Origin of the sequence: Herbiconiux oxytropis (assembly GCF_024979315.1) — a bacterium.
GTDB lineage: Bacteria > Actinomycetota > Actinomycetes > Actinomycetales > Microbacteriaceae > Herbiconiux > Herbiconiux oxytropis.
Map to the genome: position 1 here is coordinate 84840 of NZ_JANLCK010000012.1, position 18163 is coordinate 103002.

Consider the following 18163-nt stretch of genomic DNA (forward strand, 5'->3'; position numbering starts at 1 on the left):
TGCTATACGTCGGCGACCTTGCGGCCCTTGTACTCCATGAACAGCGGGGTGCCGGCCGAGTCCTCGACGACCTTCGCGCGGTGCGGGAGGCTGTAGGTGGTCTTGCCGTTCTCGATGGTCTTGACCAGCGTGGGGATCTCGGCCTTCCACTGCGAACGACGCGCGTGCGTGTTGGAACGTGACTGCTTCCGCTTCGGAACGGCCATGACTATCTCTCTTCTTCTCTGTCGGTCTCACGACCGGCGGTCAAGACTCCGTGCTTATTTGCTCTCGGAGCCTGTGTCTTCGGAAACTTCATCTCGGTCGTGCGCCAGCCCTGCGAGCGCCGACCAGCGAGGGTCGATCGGCTCGGGTGCAGGCTCCGCGGGATTCTCGGCCAGTCGCTCGCCCGTTGCGGGGTCGAGGCCTGGGCAATCCGGCTCACACACCGGCTGGAACGGCAATGACAGCACCACCGTATCCCTGATCAGAGATTCGAGGTCGACATGGTCGTCTTTCACCTCATGATCAAAAGCTTCGTCAGAAGAATACGCGAAAAGCTCCTGGAATTCGACTTCGACAGGCAGGGTGATGTCGCGAAGGCATCGCCCGCACTCCCCGTCGGCGTCTGCCGAGACCTCCGCGCTCACCAGAATGCCCTCGTGCACCGACTCGAGACGCACGTCGACGTGGAGCTCTTCGCCCGCCTGAACGGCCACGAGGCCCTCGCCGAGCTTCTCCTTCACATCGACGTCGAACGAGTGCTCGCGCATCTCCCCGGGCTTGTGCAGGATGTCGCGCACGTTGACCGTGTAAGGGGTCTTCCTGAATGTGCTCACCGCGAGATTCTACCCGCGTTCCCGGGGCACGGGGTTCCGGTGCACGTTCGCGGCCACCACCGCGGCGGCCTCGGCCCGCAGGGCGTCGACGACGGTGCGCACAGCCAGCCGCTCGGCGCGGTCGGGGCGCATGAGCGCGAAGATGTGCCGCTCGGAGACGATCCCGTGCAGGTTCCGCAGCACGATCTCGCTGCGGTAGGCGCCACCGGCCGTGTAGCACGGCAGGATGGCGATGCCGAGCCCGGCCGCCACGAAGGCCTCGGTCACGCGCGTGTCACCGAAGCGCTGCACGACGTTCATGGGGCTGCCGGCGGCCTGCGAGATGTCGAGGATGGTGCGCTCGAACGGGTAGCCCCAGGGCACCCCGATCCAGTTCTCCCCGATCAGGTCCTCGGGCAGCAGCTCCTCCTTCTCGGCGAGCGGATGCCCGGGCGGAAGCGCGATGTCGAGCGGCTCGGTCATGAGCTTGACGGCCGCGATCTCGCTCGCCTGCCAGTTCGCCGCGGCGGAGGAGGCGGAGTGCGCGAGCACGATGTCGAAGTCGGAGGTGAGCGCCGGGAAGTCGTCGCTCTCGGGGTCACGGTCCGAGCAGTGCAGGGTGAGGCCGCCGACGGCCTCGAGCCGCCGCATGACCCCGGGCAGCAGCATCTGGCCGCCGGTCGGGAAGGTCGCGAGCGACACCTCCCCCGTGGGGTCGTTGCGGAACTCGTCCCAGAGCGCGGTGGCGTGCTCGATGGCCACGGCGACGTCGGCGGCGCTGCGGGCGAGCGCACGACCTGCATCCGTCAGCACGATGCCGCGTCCCGCCTTCTCGGTGAGCGGCAGCCCCGCCTCACGCTCGAGCACCCGGAGCTGCTGCGACACCGCCGACGGGGTGCGGTGCGTGGCGCGGGCCACCTCGGTGATGCTGCCTCGCTCCGCGAGCTCGCGGAGGAGTTCGAGCCGTCGTACGTCCATGTAGAAACCCTACGTCGTGAACGCACGACGGCCCGACCGCACTACAGAGAACGGCCTCCAGAGAACCGCCTCCAGAGAACCACCTCCAGAGACCCGCCTACAGCGAGCTGAACGCCTCGTCGTAGAGCGCGAGCGCCCGCTGGGCCTCGGCATCCGTCACCACGCACGGCGGCACGACGTGCAGCCGGTTGTCGGCGAAGAAGGGCAGGAGCCCGAGCGACAGGAGCTTCGCCTTGAGCGCGCCGACGACGGGCGCGGGCGCCGGCTCCCGCGTCTCGGGGTCTGCCACGAGGTCGAGCGCCCAGAACACGCCGAGTCCGCGCACCTCGCCGATGGCCGCGTGCTTGGCGGCCAGGGCCGCGAGGCCGGGCCCGAGCACGTCCCGGCCGATCCGTGCGGCGTTCTCCACGATGCCCTCAGACTCCATCGCATCGAGCGCCCCCACGATCGCCGCCATGGCGAGCGGATGCCCCGAGTAGGTGAGTCCGCCGGGGAACACGCTCTCGTCGAAGGTCGCCGAGATCGAGGGCGAGATGATCACGCCGCCCGCCGGCACGTAGCCGGAGTTGACGCCCTTGGCGAAGGTGATGAGGTCGGGCTCCACGAGACCGCCCTCCTGCTCGGCGAGCGACTGGAAGGCGAACCAGCCGCCGGTGCGGCCGAAGCCCGCCATGACCTCGTCGAAGATGAGCACGATGCCGTAGCGGTCTGCCAGGGCTCTGACACCCGTGAGGTAGCCGGGCGGGGGCACGAGCACACCTGCGGTGCCGGGGATGGTCTCGATCAGGATGGCGGCGATCGAAGAGGCTCCTTCGGCCTGGATGATGCGCTCGAGGTGGTGCAGCGCGCGGGCCGACTCCTCCTCGGGCGTCGTGGCCCAGAACTCGGAGCGGTAGGCGAAGGGCCCGAAGAAGTGCACGTGGCCGCGCGAGTACTCGTTCGGCACGCGGCGCCAGTCGCCCGTGGCCACCACGGCGGCCCCGGTGTTGCCGTGGTAGGAGCGGTAGGCCGAGAGCACCTTGTCGCGCCCCGTGTAGAGCCTGGCCATGCGGATGGCGTTCTCGTTGGCATCCGCACCGCCGTTGGTGAAGAAGACCTTGTCGTAGGAGGAGCCGGCGCGGTCGAGGATGCGCTGCGCGGCCTTGCCACGGGTGAGGTTGGCGTGGGCCGGGGCGACCGTGGTGAGGATGTCGGCCTGCTCCTTGATGGCCGAGACCACGGCCGGATGCTGGTGCCCGATGTTGGTGTTGACGAGCTGCGAGGAGAAGTCGAGGTACTCGTTGCCCTCGAAGTCCCAGACGGTGGAGCCGAGGCCACCGGCGATCACCATGGGGTTCAGCGCCCCCTGGGCCGACCAGGAGTGGAAGACATGGGCCTTGTCGAGCTCACGGGTGAGCTGGCCGTCGGAGGGGTCGAGAGTCATGGGTGGTGCCTGTCCTTCTGGTCGTGCGGATGGGTGATCCGTCGCTTCGTGCCGCTCAGACGCCGTCGAAGCGGCACGAAGTGACGGATCGGGGGGGGCTAGTTGCCGCCCTCGTTGAGGGTGACCTCGATGGGGGCGTAGTCGGCGCCGATGACGTCGACGCCCTCCTCCTCGAGCTCGGCGAGTGCCTTCTCCACGTACTCGTTGGAGAACGCGGTCGCCGGCGGCTCTTCGGTGATGACGGTAGCGCCGGTCTCGTTGGGGGTGTCCATGGCGATCCCGACCGTCTGGTCCCACTGGTCCTGGTTGATCGTGCCGACGCCGGAGGTCGAGGGCCAGATCAGCTTGTTGACCTCGTTGGTCATCCAGAGCTGGTGGCTCTCGCCCAGCTGCGAGCCCGACTCGGTCACGATCGTCGCGGCCTCCTCGGGGTTGTCGCGGGCGTACGCCCAGCCCTTGATCGAGGCCTTGATGAACTTCACCGCGGTGTCGGCGTAGTCGGCGTCGTCCGCGAGGCGGTCGCTGTCGGCCCAGATCGCATCCTGGAGCATCGCAGTGCCCTCTTCGTTCCAGTCGATCACGTTGAGCTCATCGGGCTGGAACAGCTCGCCGGTGGCCGGGTTGATCGACTCGAGCACCTGTGCGTACTCGTTGTAGGTCATCGCCTGGGCTGCATCGATGTCACCGGCGAGGAAGCCGTTCATGTCGAACGCCTGCGAGACGAGCGAGATGTCGTCGAGCGCCACACCCGCCTTGCCCATGCCGGCGAAGAGCTCCCACTCGTTGCCGTAGCCCCAGCTGCCGACCGATTTGCCCTTGAGGTCGGCGGCGCTCGTGATGTTCGCCTCCTTCATCGAGACCTGGGTGGTGCCGGATCGCTCGAAGATCTGCGCGATGTCGGTGACGGCCGCGCCCTGCTCGATCGAGCCGAGCACCTTGGGCACCCAGGAGATGGCGAAGTCGGCGTCGCCACCGGTCAGCACGTCGATCGGCACGATGTCGGCGGCACCCTCGAGGATGGTGACGTCGAGGCCCTCCTCCTCGTAGAAGCCCTGGTCGAGCGCCGCGTAGTAGCCCGCGAACTGCGCCTGCGAGAACCACTGCAGCTGCAGGCTCACGGGGGTGAGCTCGCCGTCGGCCGAGTCGGTCGAACCGCCGTCGGTGCCTCCTGACGAGCAGCCGGCGAGCGCGAGTGCCGAGACGGCGAGCGCTCCGACGCCGGTGATGAGTCGAGTGCTGTGTTTCATGCTTCCTCCTTTGGTGGTGCTGCGGATGGTGCGGGGTGGAACGGCTAGGTGCTCGGCTTGTAGTGCCGGGTGGCGAACTTCTCGATGCCGAGGGTGACGCAGTAGAAGAGAAGTCCGACGAGGATGGCGCCGAGCACGTAGGCCCAGGCCAGCGGGTAGTTCGACGACGATGCGGCCGAGGTGATCGACTTGCCGAGGCCGCCGACGGGCCCGCCGAAGTACTCGGCGATGAGGGCCGAGATCACGGCGAGGCTCGACGCGATCCGGAGCCCGGTGAAGATGAACGGCAGGGCACCAGGCACCGTCACGGTGCGCGTGAGCTGCCAGGCGGATGCCGCGTAGACGTGCATGAGGTCGCGGTGCACCGGGCGCACCTGGCGAAGGCCCCGCAGCGTGTTGATGTACACGGGGATGAAGACGGCGATCGCGGCGACCAGCTGCCTGGCCGTCTCGGCTCCCGCCCCGAACATCGTGTAGAGAACGGGCGCGAGCGCCACGATCGGCACCACGGCGAGTGCGGCGATGACGGCGGCGCTCAGCTCGTCGATCACCCGGATGAGCGCGGCGATCACAGCGAACAGGATGCCCAGCACGCCGCCGATCACGAGTCCCACGAGAGCGTTGCCGCCCGTCACCACGGCGCCCTGCAGCACCGTGCCGAAGCTGCTGCCGAACTGCTCGCCGATGGCGAGCGGGCCGGGAACGATGAACGGCTTGACCTCGAACACCACGATGAGCAGCTGCCAGAGCGCGAGGGCCACGACGCCGAGCAGCACGGGCGCGAGCACCGTGCGGGCGCTCGTTCCCGGTCGCGGGGTGGTGGTGCTCATCGCGTCTCGACCCCGCGGATGCCCACGGGGGCCTCGCCGTGCAGGAGCTCGCGCACCCGGCTCACGTTCTCGAAGAAGGCCTCGTTCTCGCGCAGCTGATCGGTGCGCTCGGCGGCCGAGCCGAGCGAGACCGTGAGGATGTCGCGGATGCGCCCGGGGCGAGGCGACATGACGACGACGCGGTTGGAGAGGTACACGGCCTCCGGGATGGAGTGCGTGACGAACACGACCGCGGCACCGGTCTCGGCGGTGATGCGCACGAGCTCGGTCTGCATGCGCTCACGCGTCATCTCGTCGAGGGCTCCGAACGGCTCGTCCATGAGCAGCAGGCGCGGGCTCTCGGCGAGCGAACGGGCGATGGCCACGCGCTGCTGCATGCCGCCGGAGAGCTGGTCCGGGTAGCTCTCGGCGAAGTCCGAGAGGCCCACGAGGGCGAGCAGCTCGGCCGAGCGCGCCTTGCGGGCGGGCCCGGCCACGCCGTGCAGCTCGAGCGGCAGCTCGATGTTGCCCGCCACCGTGCGCCAGGGCAGGAGGCCGGCCTGCTGGAAGGCGATGCCGTACTCCTGGTCGATCCGGGCCTGGCGGGCCGTCTTGCCGAAGACCGTGATGGCGCCGGTGGTCGGCGCATCCAGGTCGGCGATCAGGCGCAGAAGCGTCGACTTGCCGCAACCCGAGGGGCCGATGAGCGAGACGAACTCCCCCGGCGCGACCGTGAGGTCGATGTTCTCGAGCGCCGTGACGGTGGCCTTCTTCTTGCCCACGAAGATCTTGTCGACCCCGACGACCTCGACGGCGGCGGATGCTGCGGGTGCGTCGCTCATGCGGGCACTTCCCCTCTGCGGTAACGACGGAGCAGGACTCCGAGCAGTGCGATGAAGCCGGCGGCGACGAGGCCGACCGCGATGGCTCCGAAGATGGGCGCCCAGGTCTTGGCGGGATCGCCGGAGGCCTGCTGCGCGTATTCGATGATCATGCGGCCGATGCCGCCGCGGAGGCCGATCGAGACCTCGGCCACGACCGTGCCGATGACGGCGTTGGCCGCGGCGAGCCGGAGCGCAGGCAGGAGGTACGGCACCGAGGCGGGCAGCCGCAGCCGGATCAGCGTCTTCCACCAGCCGATCCCGTAGCTGCGGAAGAGCTCGACGTGGTTGGCGTCGGGCGAGTTGAGTCCGCGGAGTGCACCGATCGACACCGGGAAGAACGCGAGGTAGGAGGCGATGACCGCCACCGACATCCAGTTCTCCCAGGTGAAGTCGCCGAACTCGAGCTGCGAGCCCCAGCGGCGCACGAGCGGTGCGATCGCGATGAGCGGCACGGTCTGACTGAGGATGATCCAGGGCAGCACCGCCGACTCCGCCGTGCGGAAGCGCTGCATGAGCACGGCGAGGAGCATACCGACCACGACGCCGACGACCCAGCCCACGGCCGCCACACCGAGGGTGAAGACCGAGGCCTCGAGCACCGCCGACCAGACCGGCACGGCGTTCCGGCCGGATCCGGTCTCGCCGAACAGGCGCGTGATCATGTCCCACACGTGCGGCATGGCGAGATCGGTGGTGCGCGGGAGGATCGTGAGATCGCCCACCACCACGCCCTCGGCGGGCCCGACCGCCTTGTAGAGCTCCCAGAGGGCCACGAGCAGCAGCACGCCGCCCACGCCGAAGGCCACACGCTTCAGGGCGGCGTTGCCGCGCGGCGCGTCGTTCGGCCGGGGCGGCTTCGCCCGCGTGCTCGATCCGGGGGCTGCCGTCATGCCTTGGCCGTGATGTGGTCTCGGAGAGCGGGCATCACGGTCTCGCCGTACACGCGGAGGGTCTCCTCCTTGTTGTCGTGCTGGAGGTAGCCGGCGAACTGGGTCACGCCGATCTCCTTGTACTGCTCGAGCTTCTCGATGTGCTCCTTCGCCGTGCCGAGCACGCAGAAGCGGTCGACGATGTCGTCGGGCACGAAGGCCGTGTGCGAGTTGCCGGCGCGGCCGTGCTCGTTGTAGTCGTAGCCCTCGCGGTCCTTGATGTACTCGGTGAGAGCCTTCGGCACGTCGCTGTCGGTGCCGTACTTCGAGACGATGTCGGCCACGTGGTTGCCCACCATGCCGCCGAACCAGCGGCACTGGTCGCGCATGTGCTCCCAGTCGTCACCGATGTACATCGGGGCGGCGATGCAGAACTTGATCTCATCCGGATTCCTGCCCGCGTTCGAGGCGGCCGTCCGCACGGTCTCGATCATCCACGTGGCGATGTCGATGTCGCCGCACTGCAGGATGAAGCCGTCGCCGACCTCGCCCGTGAGTTTGAGGGCGAGCGGGCCGTAGGCCGCCACCCACATCTCGAGCTCGGAGCCGTGGCTCCACGGGAACTGCAGGGTCTGGCCGTTGTACTCCACGGCCCGGCTGCTCGCGAGCTCCCGGATGACGTGGATGGACTCACGGAGCGACTTCAGCGTGGTGGGCGCGCCGCCCGTGACCCGCACCGCGGAGTCGCCGCGGCCGATGCCGCAGACCGTGCGGTTGCCGTACATCTCATTGAGAGTCGCGTAGACGGAGGCCGTGACCGTCCAGTCCCGGGTGGCCGGGTTGGTCACCATGGGGCCGACCTTGATCTTGTGCGTCTCGGCCAGGATCTGGCTGTAGATCACGTAGGGCTCCTGCCAGAGCAGGTGCGAGTCGAAGGTCCAGAAGTAGTCGAATCCGTACTGCTCGCTGAGCTTCGCGAGGCCGACGGTGCGTGCTGCGGGGGGATTGGTCTGAACGACCGCGCCGAAATCCATGTTGCTTCCTGTCAGATCAAGTACTGGCTGAGGCCGCGCTTGAAGTAAGCGCCGTCGCCCTTCTTGCCGAGGTAAGAGTTGTCGTCGACGATCTTCCGCCCACGCGAGAACACGGTGTCGACGTGGCCGTCGATCTCGAATCCCTCCCAGGCGGAGTAGTCCATGTTCATGTGGTGGGTCTTGTCCACCCCGATGGAGGTGTGGCCGTTGGGGTCGTAGATCACGACGTCGCCGTCGGCACCGGGCTGGATGACGCCCTTCTTGCCGTGGATGCCGAACATCCGGGCCGGCGTGGTGCTCGTGAGCTCCACCCAGCGCGGCAGCGAGATCTCGCCCATGACGACGCCCTGGTAGATCAGGTCCATGCGGTGCTCGACCGAGCCGATGCCGTTCGGGATCTTCGAGAAGTTGCCGATCCCCATGTCCTTCTGGCCCTTCATGCAGAAGGGGCAGTGGTCGGTCGAGATCACCTGGAGATCGTTCGTGCGGAGTCCCTGCCACATGTGGCCCTGGTGGCCCTCGTGCTTGGAGCGCAGTGGCGTGGAGCACACCCACTTGGCACCCTCGAAGTCGCCCCACTCCTCGCTCGACGCGCCGAGCTGGTCCTCGAGAGAGAGGTAGAGGTACTGCGGGCAGGTCTCGGCGAACACGTTCTGCCCGTTGTCACGGGCCGCGGCGATCTGTTCCACGGCCTGCTTGGCGCTCACGTGCACGATGTAGAGCGGGGCGCCCGTGAGGTTGGCGAGCATGATGGCGCGGTGGGTGGCCTCCTCCTCGGCCTGCCACGGGCGGGAGGTGCCGTGGTAGAACGGCGAGGTCTCGCCGCGCTCGATGTGCTGCTGCACGAGGAGGTCGATGACCGAGCCGTTCTCGGCGTGCATCATCATGAGCGCACCGTTCTCGGCGCCCTTCTGCATCGCCTTCACGATCTGGCCGTCGTCCGAGAGGAACACGCCCTTGTAGGCCATGAACAGCTTGAAGGAGGTGACGCCCTCGTTGATGAGCTCGTCCATCGCGGTCAGCGACGAGTCCTGCACGTCCGAGAGGATCTGGTGGAAGCCGTAGTCGACCGCGCACTGCCCGGCCGCCTTCTCCTGCCACAGGTTGTACTGCTCCAGGATGTTCTCGCCCGCGTACTGCACCACGAAGTCGATGATCGACGTCGTGCCGCCGTGCGCTGCGGCGCGCGTGCCGGTCTCGAAGGTGTCGCTGGCCTCGGTGCCGCCGAACGGCATCTGCATGTGGGTGTGTGCGTCGATCCCGCCCGGGATGACGTACTTGCCGGTGGCGTCGACGACCTGGTCGACGTTCGACGCCAGGTCGAAGCCGAGCAGGGTCGATCCGGGTGCGAGCACCGCGGCGATGGTCTCGCCGTCGATGAGCACGTCGGCCTGGGCGGTCCCCGTGGCGTTCACGACGGTGCCACCGGTGATGAGGGTCTTGGTCATTCTCAGCTCCGTTGCTCGCTGGTCTCTACGGTTTCGGGATGCTCGTGTACGAGTCGGGACGACGGTCGCGGTAGAACTGCCAATCGTCGCGCACCGCCCGGATCATGTCGAGGTCGAGGTCCCGGATCACGAGCTCCTCGGCGTCGCCCGAGGCGTAACCGCCCACGATGTTGCCCTGCGGGTCGGCGAACTGGCTCGTGCCGTAGAAGGTCACGGCGAGGTCGCCGTACTCGTTGTCCTCCCGGCCGACCCGGTTGGGGGCGGCCACGAAGTAGCCGTTCGCAGCGGCCGCGGCGGGCTGCTCGAGCTCCCACAGGCGGTTGGAGAGGCCGGGCTTCGTGGCGTTGGGGTTGAAGACGATCTCGGCACCGTTCAGGCCGAGCTCCCGCCAGCCCTCGGGGAAGTGGCGGTCGTAGCAGATGTAGACGCCGATGCGGCCGACGGCGGTGTCGAAGACGGGGTAGCCGAGGTTGCCGGGCCGGAAGTAGAACTTCTCCCAGAACCGGTCGACGTGCGGGATGTGGTGCTTGCGGTACGAGCCGAGGATCGTGCCGTCGGAGTCGACCACCACGGCGGTGTTGTAGTAGACGCCGGGCTGATCCTCCTCGTAGATGGGGAGGATCGTCACGAGCCCCAGCTCCTTCGCGAGCGCCGCGAAGCGCTGCACGATCGGGCCGTCGGCCGGCTCGGCGTAGCGGTAGTACTTCTTGTCCTGGGTGATGCCGAAGTAGGGGCCGTAGAAGAGCTCCTGGAAGCAGATGACCTGCGCCCCCTCGGCGGCGGCATCGCGCATGAACTGCTCGTGCTTGTCGAGCATCGACTCCTTGTCGCCCGTCCAGCTGGCCTGGGTGATCGCCGCGCGGATCGTCGTCATTGATGGCCTTCCTCGAAAACAAAGAGGGGCGGATTTCTCACCCCGTTTTGTTATTATTGGCGGTGAACATTTCTCTCGTGTTTCAGATTGTGACGTGAGCGTAAATATGTCAAGGGTCGCCTGCAGCACTGCCTAGGGTGGGAGCCCATGCTCGAACTGATCGCCGACGCGGTGGAACACCGCACGCCGGAGGGGATCGCGGCCGCCATCTCGCGGCTCATCCGCTCGGGTTCGCTCGGCGCGGGCGATCGGCTGCCGACGGTGCGCGACGTCGCCTCCACCCTCGGCGTGAGCCCCGCCACCGTCTCGAACGCCTGGCAGGCGCTCTCGGGCGTGGGGCTCATCACCTCACGCGGTCGTGCGGGCAGCTACGTGCTGCAGGCGTCGGCGCCGTGGATGCCGCCGCACTTCGGCGAGCTCGCCGGGTCGCACGTCGTGGCGCGGCTCGACCTGTCGACGGGCACACCCGATCCGGAGCTGCTGCCCGACCTCGCGGCGGCGCTCACGAAGGTGCCCACCCGGGCCGACACCGCGAGCTACCTCAGCGCCCCGGTGCTGCCCGAGCTCGACCTGCACCTGCGGGCGTCCTGGCCCTACCCCGTGGCGGCCCTCACGATCGTCGACGGCGCCCTCGACGCCATCTCCCGCTCGCTCGAGTCGCTCGTGCGGTTCGGTGACCGCGTGGTGGTCGAGAACCCCGGCTTCCCGCCGTTCTTCGACCTGCTCGACCACCTCGGCGTCGAGCGGATCCCGGTCGACATCGATCGCGAAGGCCTCCGGCCCGACCAGCTGGCCCGGGCCCTCCGGCTGAACCCCGCCGCCATCATCCTGCAGCCGCGCGCCCACAACCCCACGGGCGTCTCGATGTCGAGCGAGCGGGTGCGGGAGCTCGCCCGCGTGCTCCGGGCCAACACGCACGTGAGCGATCCCGTGGTGATCGAAGACGACCACTCCGGCGAGATCTCGAGCTCCCCCGCACACAGCCTCGGCACCTGGCTGCCGCAGCGCACCCTGCACGTGCGCAGCTACGCCAAGTCGCACGGTCCCGACCTCCGGATTGCCGCCCTCGGCGGCCCCGAGCAGCTGATCGACCGCATCGTGGCACGTCGCATGATCGGGCCGGGCTGGACCTCGCGCATGCTGCAGACGATCCTGTACGAGCTCCTCACGGCGAGCGCCTCGCTCGACGCCGTGCACGACGCGCGCCGGATCTACCAGGCGAGGCAGCGGGAGCTGTCGGAGGCGCTCGTGGCGGCGGGTGTCCCCCACACGCCCTCCGACGGCATCAACACCTGGCTGCCGGTGGCCGACGAGAAGACGGCCATCGTGGCCCTCGCCGCCAGCGGCATCAGGGTCGCCGCCGGCTCGAGCTTCATCACCTCGCCCTCCGTCTCCGCGCCCTCCTCCTCGTCGCCGCACTTCCTGCGCATCACGGCAGGCCGCGTGACCGACGACTTCACCCCCCTCGCCGCCCTCCTCGCGGCGGCCTCCCGCGCCACCTGACGCGGGGAATCGACGGGGATTCGGGACAGCGGGCGGAGACGACGGAACCTCGACCCGTTTTCCGTCGACGGGTCCGTCGTCTCCGCCGTGCCGCGTGAGGTTGAATGGGGGCGTGCGAGTGACGGTGATTGCGGGCGGTGTCGGCGGGGCGAGGTTCTTGAGGGGGCTGCGGTCGCACCTGCGCGAGGCGTACCCGAACGGCGACGGCGGGTCGACCGCCGAGATCACCGCCGTGGTGAACACGGGCGACGACATGTGGTTGACGGGCTTGCGGGTGTGCCCCGACCTCGACTCGATCATGTACACGCTCGGGGGCGCGAACGACGACGAGCGCGGCTGGGGCCGCCAGGGCGAGAGCGAGCGCGTGAGCGCCGAGCTCACCGCCTACGGCATCGGCTGGCCGTGGTTCACACTCGGCGACCTCGATCTCGGCACGCACATCGCCCGCTCGAGCTTCCTGCGCGACGGCCTCACCCTCACCGAGGCCACCGCCCGACTGTCCGAGCGCTGGCCGCTCGGCGTGCGCCTCCTGCCGATGAGCGACCAGCCGGTCGAGACCCACGTGGAGATCGTGGTCGACGGCAAGCGCCGCATCGTGCACTTCGAGGAGTGGTGGGTGAAGCACCGGGCTGCTGTGCCCGCCCAGCGGTTCATCCAGGTGGGGGTCGACGCCGCGCATCCGACGCCCGCGGTGCTGCACGCGATCGAGCACGCCGACGTGATCGTGGTCGCCCCCTCGAACCCCGTCGTGTCGATCGGCACGGTGCTGGGGGTGCCAGGGATGCGCGCTGCCCTGAAGGCGGCGAAGGCCCCGGTCGTGGGCGTCTCGCCGATCATCTCGGGCGCGGCGGTGCGGGGCATGGCGGATGCCTGCCTCACCGCCATCGGCGTCGAGACGACGGCCGTCGCGGTCGGCAAGCACTACGGCTCGCGGGCGCGCGGCGGGCTGCTCGACGCCTGGCTCATCGACGAGACGGATGCCCCGGGCGCGGCCGTGCTCGCCGCGGCCGGCATCCCGACCACCGTGGTGCCGCTCTGGATGAACGACCCCGCCACGAGCGCCCAGCTCGCCGCCGACGCCCTCGCCGCCGCCCGCCGCTAGGAGCCCCGCGCCCGCTAGGGAGCCGCGCGGAGCGCGAGGAGGCCCGCGTAGACCGCCATCGACACCGCGTAGAGCGCGATCACGATGGCGTAGCCCGCGAGGTGCACCTTGGCCGGCTGGTCCCGCTTCACCCACCAGCCGAAGAGCTTGAACGCCCACGGCACGAAGAACCACCCGAGCAGCTGCGTCGACACCAGGTTGCCGATGAACAGCGAGAGCCAGAACGGCACCCCGTGATCGTTGAAGAGCGGATCGGCGATGAAGTAGCCCCAGAGGAACACGATCGGGTAGAGCATGAGCAGCACGAGCAGGTTGCTCTTGAAGATCGGATCCGGGAGAGCCGACCTGCTGCCGGTCCAGAACCCGAAGCCGTAGCTCGCCTTCGTGAGCGTGAGCTTCTCGTTGTAGGCGGCACCGGCCTCGAGCAGCGAGCGCCGCTCCGGCGACTCGATCCACGCGTTCAGGTGCTCGTCGGTGTCGAAGCTCAGGATGACCACCCAGTCGTCCTGCACGCCGGGAACGGGTCGCTCGATCTTGTGGCCGAGGAACCCGTCGAAACGGGACTCGACGGCAGAGATCTCGCGCTGCCAGTCGAGGAACGCCGACTCGTCCTCGGGAGCCACGGCGCTCGAGATGAGCACGGAGGCGGCCTCGGACGGGTGCTTCGCCTCTTCGGTGAACAGGTGGACATCGTCGTTGCCGATGAAGTCGTCCTTGATCTCCGCCATCAGGTTCTGCCGCTCGGCGCTCTGCAGCCAGCCGCGGGCCGAGTCGACGTCGCGGAACCGCTGCACGATCACCCAGTCCACCTGGAGCGGCGGCTTCGGCTCGATCACCTGGCGCTCGAGGAAGCCGGGCCAGGAGAGCATCCGCTCCCCCACCTTCTCCTGCCACGCCCGGTAGCGGTCGTAGCTCTCCTCGGCCAGCCGGCGGTGCACGACCAGGGCGACCGTGCCCGCCGACTTCTGCGCGGTGGTGGAGCCGACGACGTCGGTCACGCTCAGGCCTTCTTGTAGGCGCGTTCCCCGGCCACCCAGGTCTCGTCGACGGCGCGCTCGTCGCTGACCATCATGATGCCGAACAGCAGGTCGGAGACGGTCTCGAGGGTGAGCTCGTCGCCGTCCTCGTGCAGCAGGCTCGCGTGCCACGGCGCCGCGGGGGGCCCCGCGGTCCAGTCGAGAGCCACGAAGTCGGCCTCCTTGCCGATGTCGAAGGAGCCGACGAACTCGTCGATGTAGAGCGACTCGGCGCCGCCTCGGGTGAGCAGGTAGAAGGCGCGGAAGGCCGAGAGCTTGTTGCGCTCGGACTCGGCGAGGTTCTGCTCGCTCGGCACGATCGATCCGTCGAGGATGGTGTTGTTGAGCATGCCCACCTTGTAGCCGTCCTCGAGCGAGTTCAGCAGGCTGAAGCGGTTTCCGCCGCCCATGTCGGTGCCCACCGAGACGAGCACGCGGTGCTCGGGGTCGAGGGCCTTGCCGAGGCGGAACAGGCCAGAGCCCAGGTAGAGGTTCGACGACGGGCAGAAGGCCACGGCCGCGCCCTTGTCGCTGAAGCGGCGGAACTCGTCGTCCGAGAGCCAGACCCCGTGACCGCCGGTGAACTTCGGGCCCACGAGGTCGTACTTCTCGTAGACGCCGAGGTAGTCGTGGCAGTCGTCGTGCAGGGCGAGCACGCCGTGGATCTCGGCCGGGTTCTCGGAGATGTGGGTGTTGATCCACAGGTCCGGGAACTCCAGCTTGAGCTTCTGGCAGGCCGCCAGCAGCTCGTTCGAGGCGCCGAAGCCGAAGCGCGGGGTGATGGCGTAGAGGTTGCGGCCCGTGCCGTGCCACTTCTCGATGAGCGTCTTGGAGTCGTCGTAGAACTGCTCGGGGGTGTTCGCGAAGTAGTCGGGCACGTGCCTGTCGATGCCGGTCAGGCCGCCGATCATGCGCATGTTGCGACGGCTGGCCTCCTCGAAGAAGACCTCGTTGCAGGTGAGGTTGCCGGTGGTGAAGGCCTGGGCGGTGGTGGTGCCGGAGGCCAGGAGGTTGTCGAAGAAGTGCTTGGTGCCCTCCTCGGCGTAGGCGCGGTCGGCGTAGCGGTGCTCCTCAGGGAAGACCCACTTCTGCAGCCACGGCAGCAGCTGCTCGCCGTAGGCGCCGAGCACGCGGGTCTGCGGCAGGTGGATGTGGCCGTCGATGAAGCCCGGGAGGATGATGCGGTCCGTGATCTCGGTGACCACCGCATCCGGATGCCGTGGGGAGACCTCGGCGTAGGGGCCGAAGTCGGTGATGATCCCGTCCTCCACCACGAGCAGCCCGTCGACGTGGAAACGCGTCGCAGCCGCCTCGTCACCGACGTGCTTCCAGGGGTCGTCGATGAAATCAAGGAATGTTCCGCGGACGGCCGTCTCAGCCATGAAGTACCCCTTCGTCGATGCGTTGGGGCAATCGTGACACAGCGGCATGGCCGCAAGGGGCTGCGGGCATGCTCCAAAACAGGGGGTACCGGGGCCTCGACGGTGTCGGAGGGGCGGCGTAGTGTGTCGGCCATCGGGTGACCGGAGGGAGACGACATGGGTGAGGTGGCGCGGACGTATCCGCAGGGCGTGAGCTGCTGGGTCGACGTGGAGGCGCCCGACACGGGCGCGGCGGCCGCGTTCTACGGCGGGCTGTTCGGGTGGAGCTTCGAAGACGTGATGCCTGCCGACGCGCCCGGGAGCTACCTCATCGCACAGCTCGAGGGGCGCGACGTGGCGGCGGTCGGCACGCCGGCCTCCGCGCGCACGACCGCCGTGTGGAACACATACTTCGCGGTCGACGACGCGGATGCGATGGCGCGCGAGATCGTGCGGGCCGGCGGCACCGTGGTGGCCGAGCCGGCCGACGCGGGGCCGGGCGGGCGGGCTGCGGCCGGTCGGGACTCGCAGGGCGCCGAGTTCGCCCTCTGGCAGGCGCGGCGGCGGCTCGGGGCGCAGGTGGTGAACGTGCCGGGATCATGGAACTTCAGCAACCTGCGGGCGGGCGACATCCCCGCCGCGAAGGAGTACTACGCGCGCCTGTTCGGCTGGCGCTATCTCGACCTCGGTGAGAGCGTCGAGCACATGATCGCCGTCGACGGGTATGGGAGGCACCTCGCCGGCACCGCCGACCCCGAGATCTACGAGCGCCAGGCCGGCGCCCCCGAGGGCTTCGCCGACGCCATCGGAGCCATCCAGGCCACCGCACCCGGCGAGGAGCCCCACTGGCGGGTCGTCTTCTCGGTGGCGTCTCGCGAGGAGTCGATCGCACGGGTCGTGGAGCTCGGCGCCACGGTGCTCTCCACGTCCGAGACCCCGTGGGCCGCCCTCGCCGACATCGAAGATCCCCAGGGCGCCCTCCTCACCCTCAGCGAGTTCCTGGCCTGATCGCCGCTGGGCGCTCCCACGCAATCACAACGTGTTCCCGAGCCGCTGGGCGCTCCCACGCAACCACAAGGGGCCGCCGCGACCGCGCGCGAGCGCGGCCACGACGGCCCATGTCCCCCGCGCCGCAGAGGCGGCGGCGCGGGATCGACTCACTCCGGGATCGACTCACTCCACGTCTTCGTCGACCCAGTCGAAGGTCTTGGTGACGGCCTTCTTCCAGTTGCGGAGCTGACGCTCGCGCTCGTCGGAGTCCATCTTCGGCTCCCAGCGGGAGTCCTCCTGCCAGTTGGAGCGGAGCTCCCCCAGGTCGGCCCAGTAGCCCACGGCGAGCCCGGCCGCGTAGGCGGCTCCGAGCGCCGTGGTCTCGGCCACGACGGGACGCACGACGGGCACTCCGAGGATGTCGGCCTGGAACTGCATGAGCGTGTTGTTCGCGATCATGCCACCGTCGACCTTGAGCTCCGTGAGGTCGACACCGGAGTCGGCGTTGACCGCATCCAGCACCTCACGCGTCTGGAAGGCCGTGGCCTCGAGCGCCGCGCGGGCGATGTGGCCCTTGTTCACGTAGCGGGTGAGACCGACCAGCGCGCCACGCGCATCCGAGCGCCAGTACGGGGCGAACAGGCCCGAGAACGCCGGCACGAAGTACGCGCCGCCGTTGTCCTCCACCGTCTTCGCGAGCGTCTCGACCTCGGGGGCCGAGGAGATGATGCCGAGGTTGTCGCGCAGCCACTGGATGAGCGAGCCGGTGACCGCGATCGAGCCCTCGAGCGCGTAGTGGGCCGGCTGGTCGCCCAGCTTGTAGCCGAGGGTCGTGAGCAGCCCGTTCTTGGAGTGCACGATCTCGGTGTCGGTGTTGAAGATGAGGAAGTTGCCCGTGCCGTAGGTGTTCTTCGACTCGCCGGCGTCGAACGCCGCCTGGCCGAAGGTCGCGGCCTGCTGGTCGCCCAGGATGCCGGCGACCGGCACCTCGCGGAGCAGGTTCGACGACTCGACGGTGCCGTAGACCTCGGAGGAGGACTTGATCTCGGGCAGCATCGACTTCGGGACCCCGAACGCCTCGAGGATGTCGTCGCGCCACTGGAGCGTCTCGAGATCCATGAAGAGCGTGCGCGACGCGTTCGTGACGTCGGTCGCGTGCACGCCGCCGTCGGTGCCGCCGGTCAGGTTCCACAGCACCCAGGTGTCGGTGGTGCCGAACAGGAGATCGCCGGCGTCGGCCTTCTCGCGGGCACCCTCGACGTTCTCGAGGATCCAGACGATCTTCGTGCCGGAGAAGTAGGTCGCGAGCGGCAGACCCACGATCGGCTTGAACCGCTCCACACCGCCATCGGCGGCGAGCCGATCGACGATCGACTGGGTGCGGGTGTCCTGCCAGACGATGGCGTTGTAGACGGGCTTGCCGGTGTTCTTGTCCCAGACCACCGCGGTCTCGCGCTGGTTCGTGATGCCCACCGCGGCGATGTCGTGGCGGGTCAGGTCGGCCTTCGAGAGGGCCAGGCCGATGACCTCGCGCACGTTGTCCCAGATCTCCATCGGGTCGTGCTCGACGTAGCCGGCCCTCGGGAAGATCTGCTCGTGCTCCTTCTGACCGGTCGACACGATCGTGCCGGCGTGGTCGAAGATGATCGCGCGGGACGACGTCGTCCCCTGGTCGATCGCCAGGACGTACTTCTTGTCTTCAGACATTCTCTGCTCCTTCGTTGGATGAAATGTGCGGGATGGAACTCATGCTCACGTGAGGATCGGCAGGAGCGGGATGGCGGCGAGGCCCGCGAGGACACCACCGATGATGGGGCCGACGACCGGC

General features: G+C 68.7%; 17 protein-coding genes. 3 read left to right on the forward strand and 14 right to left on the reverse strand.

Translation table 11 applies throughout. The features are described from left to right. Positions 1–2: 2 nt before the first annotated feature. From rpmF to N1028_RS17205, 11 genes are all read right to left on the reverse strand, one after another. Positions 3–206, reverse strand: a complete 204-nt coding sequence (gene rpmF, locus N1028_RS17155) for a 50S ribosomal protein L32 (protein ID WP_259530629.1) — start codon at positions 204–206, stop codon at positions 3–5. A 54-nt stretch (positions 207–260) separates the two neighbouring features. Then, entirely contained in the window at positions 261–752 is a 492-nt protein-coding gene (locus N1028_RS17160; RefSeq protein WP_259530650.1) for a YceD family protein, read from the reverse strand. Positions 753–827: 75 nt separating this feature from the next. Further along, positions 828–1775 (reverse strand): LysR family transcriptional regulator, encoded by a 948-nt coding sequence (locus N1028_RS17165; protein ID WP_259530630.1) that lies wholly within the window; start codon positions 1773–1775, stop codon positions 828–830. A 97-nt stretch (positions 1776–1872) separates the two neighbouring features. Then, the gene (locus N1028_RS17170; RefSeq protein ID WP_259530632.1) at positions 1873–3198 is read right to left on the reverse strand and encodes an aspartate aminotransferase family protein; all 1326 of its coding nucleotides are present in this window, start codon (positions 3196–3198) and stop codon (positions 1873–1875) included. A 98-nt stretch (positions 3199–3296) separates the two neighbouring features. Further along, the gene (locus N1028_RS17175; RefSeq protein ID WP_259530633.1) at positions 3297–4445 is read right to left on the reverse strand and encodes an ABC transporter substrate-binding protein; all 1149 of its coding nucleotides are present in this window, start codon (positions 4443–4445) and stop codon (positions 3297–3299) included. A gap of 44 nt (positions 4446–4489) precedes the next feature. Then, positions 4490–5275, reverse strand: coding sequence for an ABC transporter permease (locus tag N1028_RS17180; RefSeq protein WP_259530634.1), 786 nt, complete (start codon positions 5273–5275; stop codon positions 4490–4492). Further along, positions 5272–6096 (reverse strand): ABC transporter ATP-binding protein, encoded by an 825-nt coding sequence (locus tag N1028_RS17185; RefSeq protein WP_259530636.1) that lies wholly within the window; start codon positions 6094–6096, stop codon positions 5272–5274. Before N1028_RS17185 ends, N1028_RS17180 begins: the two co-directional genes overlap by 4 nt. Then, on the reverse strand, positions 6093–7028 hold the full coding sequence (locus N1028_RS17190) for an ABC transporter permease (RefSeq protein WP_259530637.1): 936 nt from the start codon (positions 7026–7028) through the stop codon (positions 6093–6095). Before N1028_RS17190 ends, N1028_RS17185 begins: the two co-directional genes overlap by 4 nt. After that, positions 7025–8041, reverse strand: a complete 1017-nt coding sequence (locus N1028_RS17195) for a TIGR03842 family LLM class F420-dependent oxidoreductase (protein WP_259530639.1) — start codon at positions 8039–8041, stop codon at positions 7025–7027. The genes N1028_RS17190 and N1028_RS17195 overlap by 4 nt, the downstream gene beginning before the upstream one ends. An 11-nt stretch (positions 8042–8052) precedes the next feature. Beyond that, entirely contained in the window at positions 8053–9489 is a 1437-nt protein-coding gene (hydA, locus tag N1028_RS17200; RefSeq protein ID WP_259530640.1) for a dihydropyrimidinase, read from the reverse strand. Between the two features lie 25 nt (positions 9490–9514). After that, positions 9515–10363, reverse strand: coding sequence for a nitrilase-related carbon-nitrogen hydrolase (locus N1028_RS17205; protein WP_259530642.1), 849 nt, complete (start codon positions 10361–10363; stop codon positions 9515–9517). Between the two features lie 147 nt (positions 10364–10510). On the opposite strand from N1028_RS17205, the gene N1028_RS17210 reads away from it, so the two are divergent. Continuing rightward, positions 10511–11866 (forward strand): aminotransferase class I/II-fold pyridoxal phosphate-dependent enzyme, encoded by a 1356-nt coding sequence (locus tag N1028_RS17210; protein WP_259530643.1) that lies wholly within the window; start codon positions 10511–10513, stop codon positions 11864–11866. A gap of 112 nt (positions 11867–11978) precedes the next feature. Continuing rightward, on the forward strand, positions 11979–12968 hold the full coding sequence (gene cofD / locus N1028_RS17215) for a 2-phospho-L-lactate transferase (RefSeq protein ID WP_259530644.1): 990 nt from the start codon (positions 11979–11981) through the stop codon (positions 12966–12968). Between the two features lie 14 nt (positions 12969–12982). Here cofD and N1028_RS17220 read toward each other — a convergent pair whose 3' ends face one another. Together N1028_RS17220 and guaD are read right to left on the reverse strand one after the other, a co-directional pair. Continuing rightward, the gene (locus N1028_RS17220) at positions 12983–13966 is read right to left on the reverse strand and encodes a putative antibiotic biosynthesis monooxygenase (protein ID WP_259530645.1); all 984 of its coding nucleotides are present in this window, start codon (positions 13964–13966) and stop codon (positions 12983–12985) included. Positions 13967–13968: 2 nt separating this feature from the next. Then, complete coding sequence (gene guaD, locus N1028_RS17225; RefSeq protein WP_259530646.1) at positions 13969–15366, reverse strand: guanine deaminase; 1398 nt, start codon at positions 15364–15366, stop codon at positions 13969–13971. 156 nt (positions 15367–15522) lie between these two features. Between guaD and N1028_RS17230 the strand changes: the two genes are divergently transcribed. Then, positions 15523–16353, forward strand: a complete 831-nt coding sequence (locus tag N1028_RS17230; protein WP_259530647.1) for a VOC family protein — start codon at positions 15523–15525, stop codon at positions 16351–16353. Positions 16354–16518: 165 nt separating this feature from the next. On the opposite strand, the gene glpK is transcribed toward N1028_RS17230, so the two are convergent. Further along, positions 16519–18042 (reverse strand): glycerol kinase GlpK, encoded by a 1524-nt coding sequence (glpK, locus tag N1028_RS17235; RefSeq protein ID WP_259530648.1) that lies wholly within the window; start codon positions 18040–18042, stop codon positions 16519–16521. Positions 18043–18163 lie beyond the last annotated feature (121 nt).

Coding starts and splice junctions, on each gene's coding strand:
- rpmF (WP_259530629.1), bottom strand. CDS start 206: ATGGCCGTTCCGAAGCGGAAGCAGTCACGTTCCAACACGCACGCGCGT.
- N1028_RS17160 (WP_259530650.1), bottom strand. CDS start 752: ATGCGCGAGCACTCGTTCGACGTCGATGTGAAGGAGAAGCTCGGCGAG.
- N1028_RS17165 (WP_259530630.1), bottom strand. CDS start 1,775: ATGGACGTACGACGGCTCGAACTCCTCCGCGAGCTCGCGGAGCGAGGC.
- N1028_RS17170 (WP_259530632.1), bottom strand. CDS start 3,198: ATGACTCTCGACCCCTCCGACGGCCAGCTCACCCGTGAGCTCGACAAG.
- N1028_RS17175 (WP_259530633.1), bottom strand. CDS start 4,445: ATGAAACACAGCACTCGACTCATCACCGGCGTCGGAGCGCTCGCCGTC.
- N1028_RS17180 (WP_259530634.1), bottom strand. CDS start 5,275: ATGAGCACCACCACCCCGCGACCGGGAACGAGCGCCCGCACGGTGCTC.
- N1028_RS17185 (WP_259530636.1), bottom strand. CDS start 6,096: ATGAGCGACGCACCCGCAGCATCCGCCGCCGTCGAGGTCGTCGGGGTC.
- N1028_RS17190 (WP_259530637.1), bottom strand. CDS start 7,028: ATGACGGCAGCCCCCGGATCGAGCACGCGGGCGAAGCCGCCCCGGCCG.
- N1028_RS17195 (WP_259530639.1), bottom strand. CDS start 8,041: ATGGATTTCGGCGCGGTCGTTCAGACCAATCCCCCCGCAGCACGCACC.
- hydA (WP_259530640.1), bottom strand. CDS start 9,489: ATGACCAAGACCCTCATCACCGGTGGCACCGTCGTGAACGCCACGGGG.
- N1028_RS17205 (WP_259530642.1), bottom strand. CDS start 10,363: ATGACGACGATCCGCGCGGCGATCACCCAGGCCAGCTGGACGGGCGAC.
- N1028_RS17210 (WP_259530643.1), top strand. CDS start 10,511: ATGCTCGAACTGATCGCCGACGCGGTGGAACACCGCACGCCGGAGGGG.
- guaD (WP_259530646.1), bottom strand. CDS start 15,366: ATGGCTGAGACGGCCGTCCGCGGAACATTCCTTGATTTCATCGACGAC.
- N1028_RS17230 (WP_259530647.1), top strand. CDS start 15,523: ATGGGTGAGGTGGCGCGGACGTATCCGCAGGGCGTGAGCTGCTGGGTC.
- glpK (WP_259530648.1), bottom strand. CDS start 18,042: ATGTCTGAAGACAAGAAGTACGTCCTGGCGATCGACCAGGGGACGACG.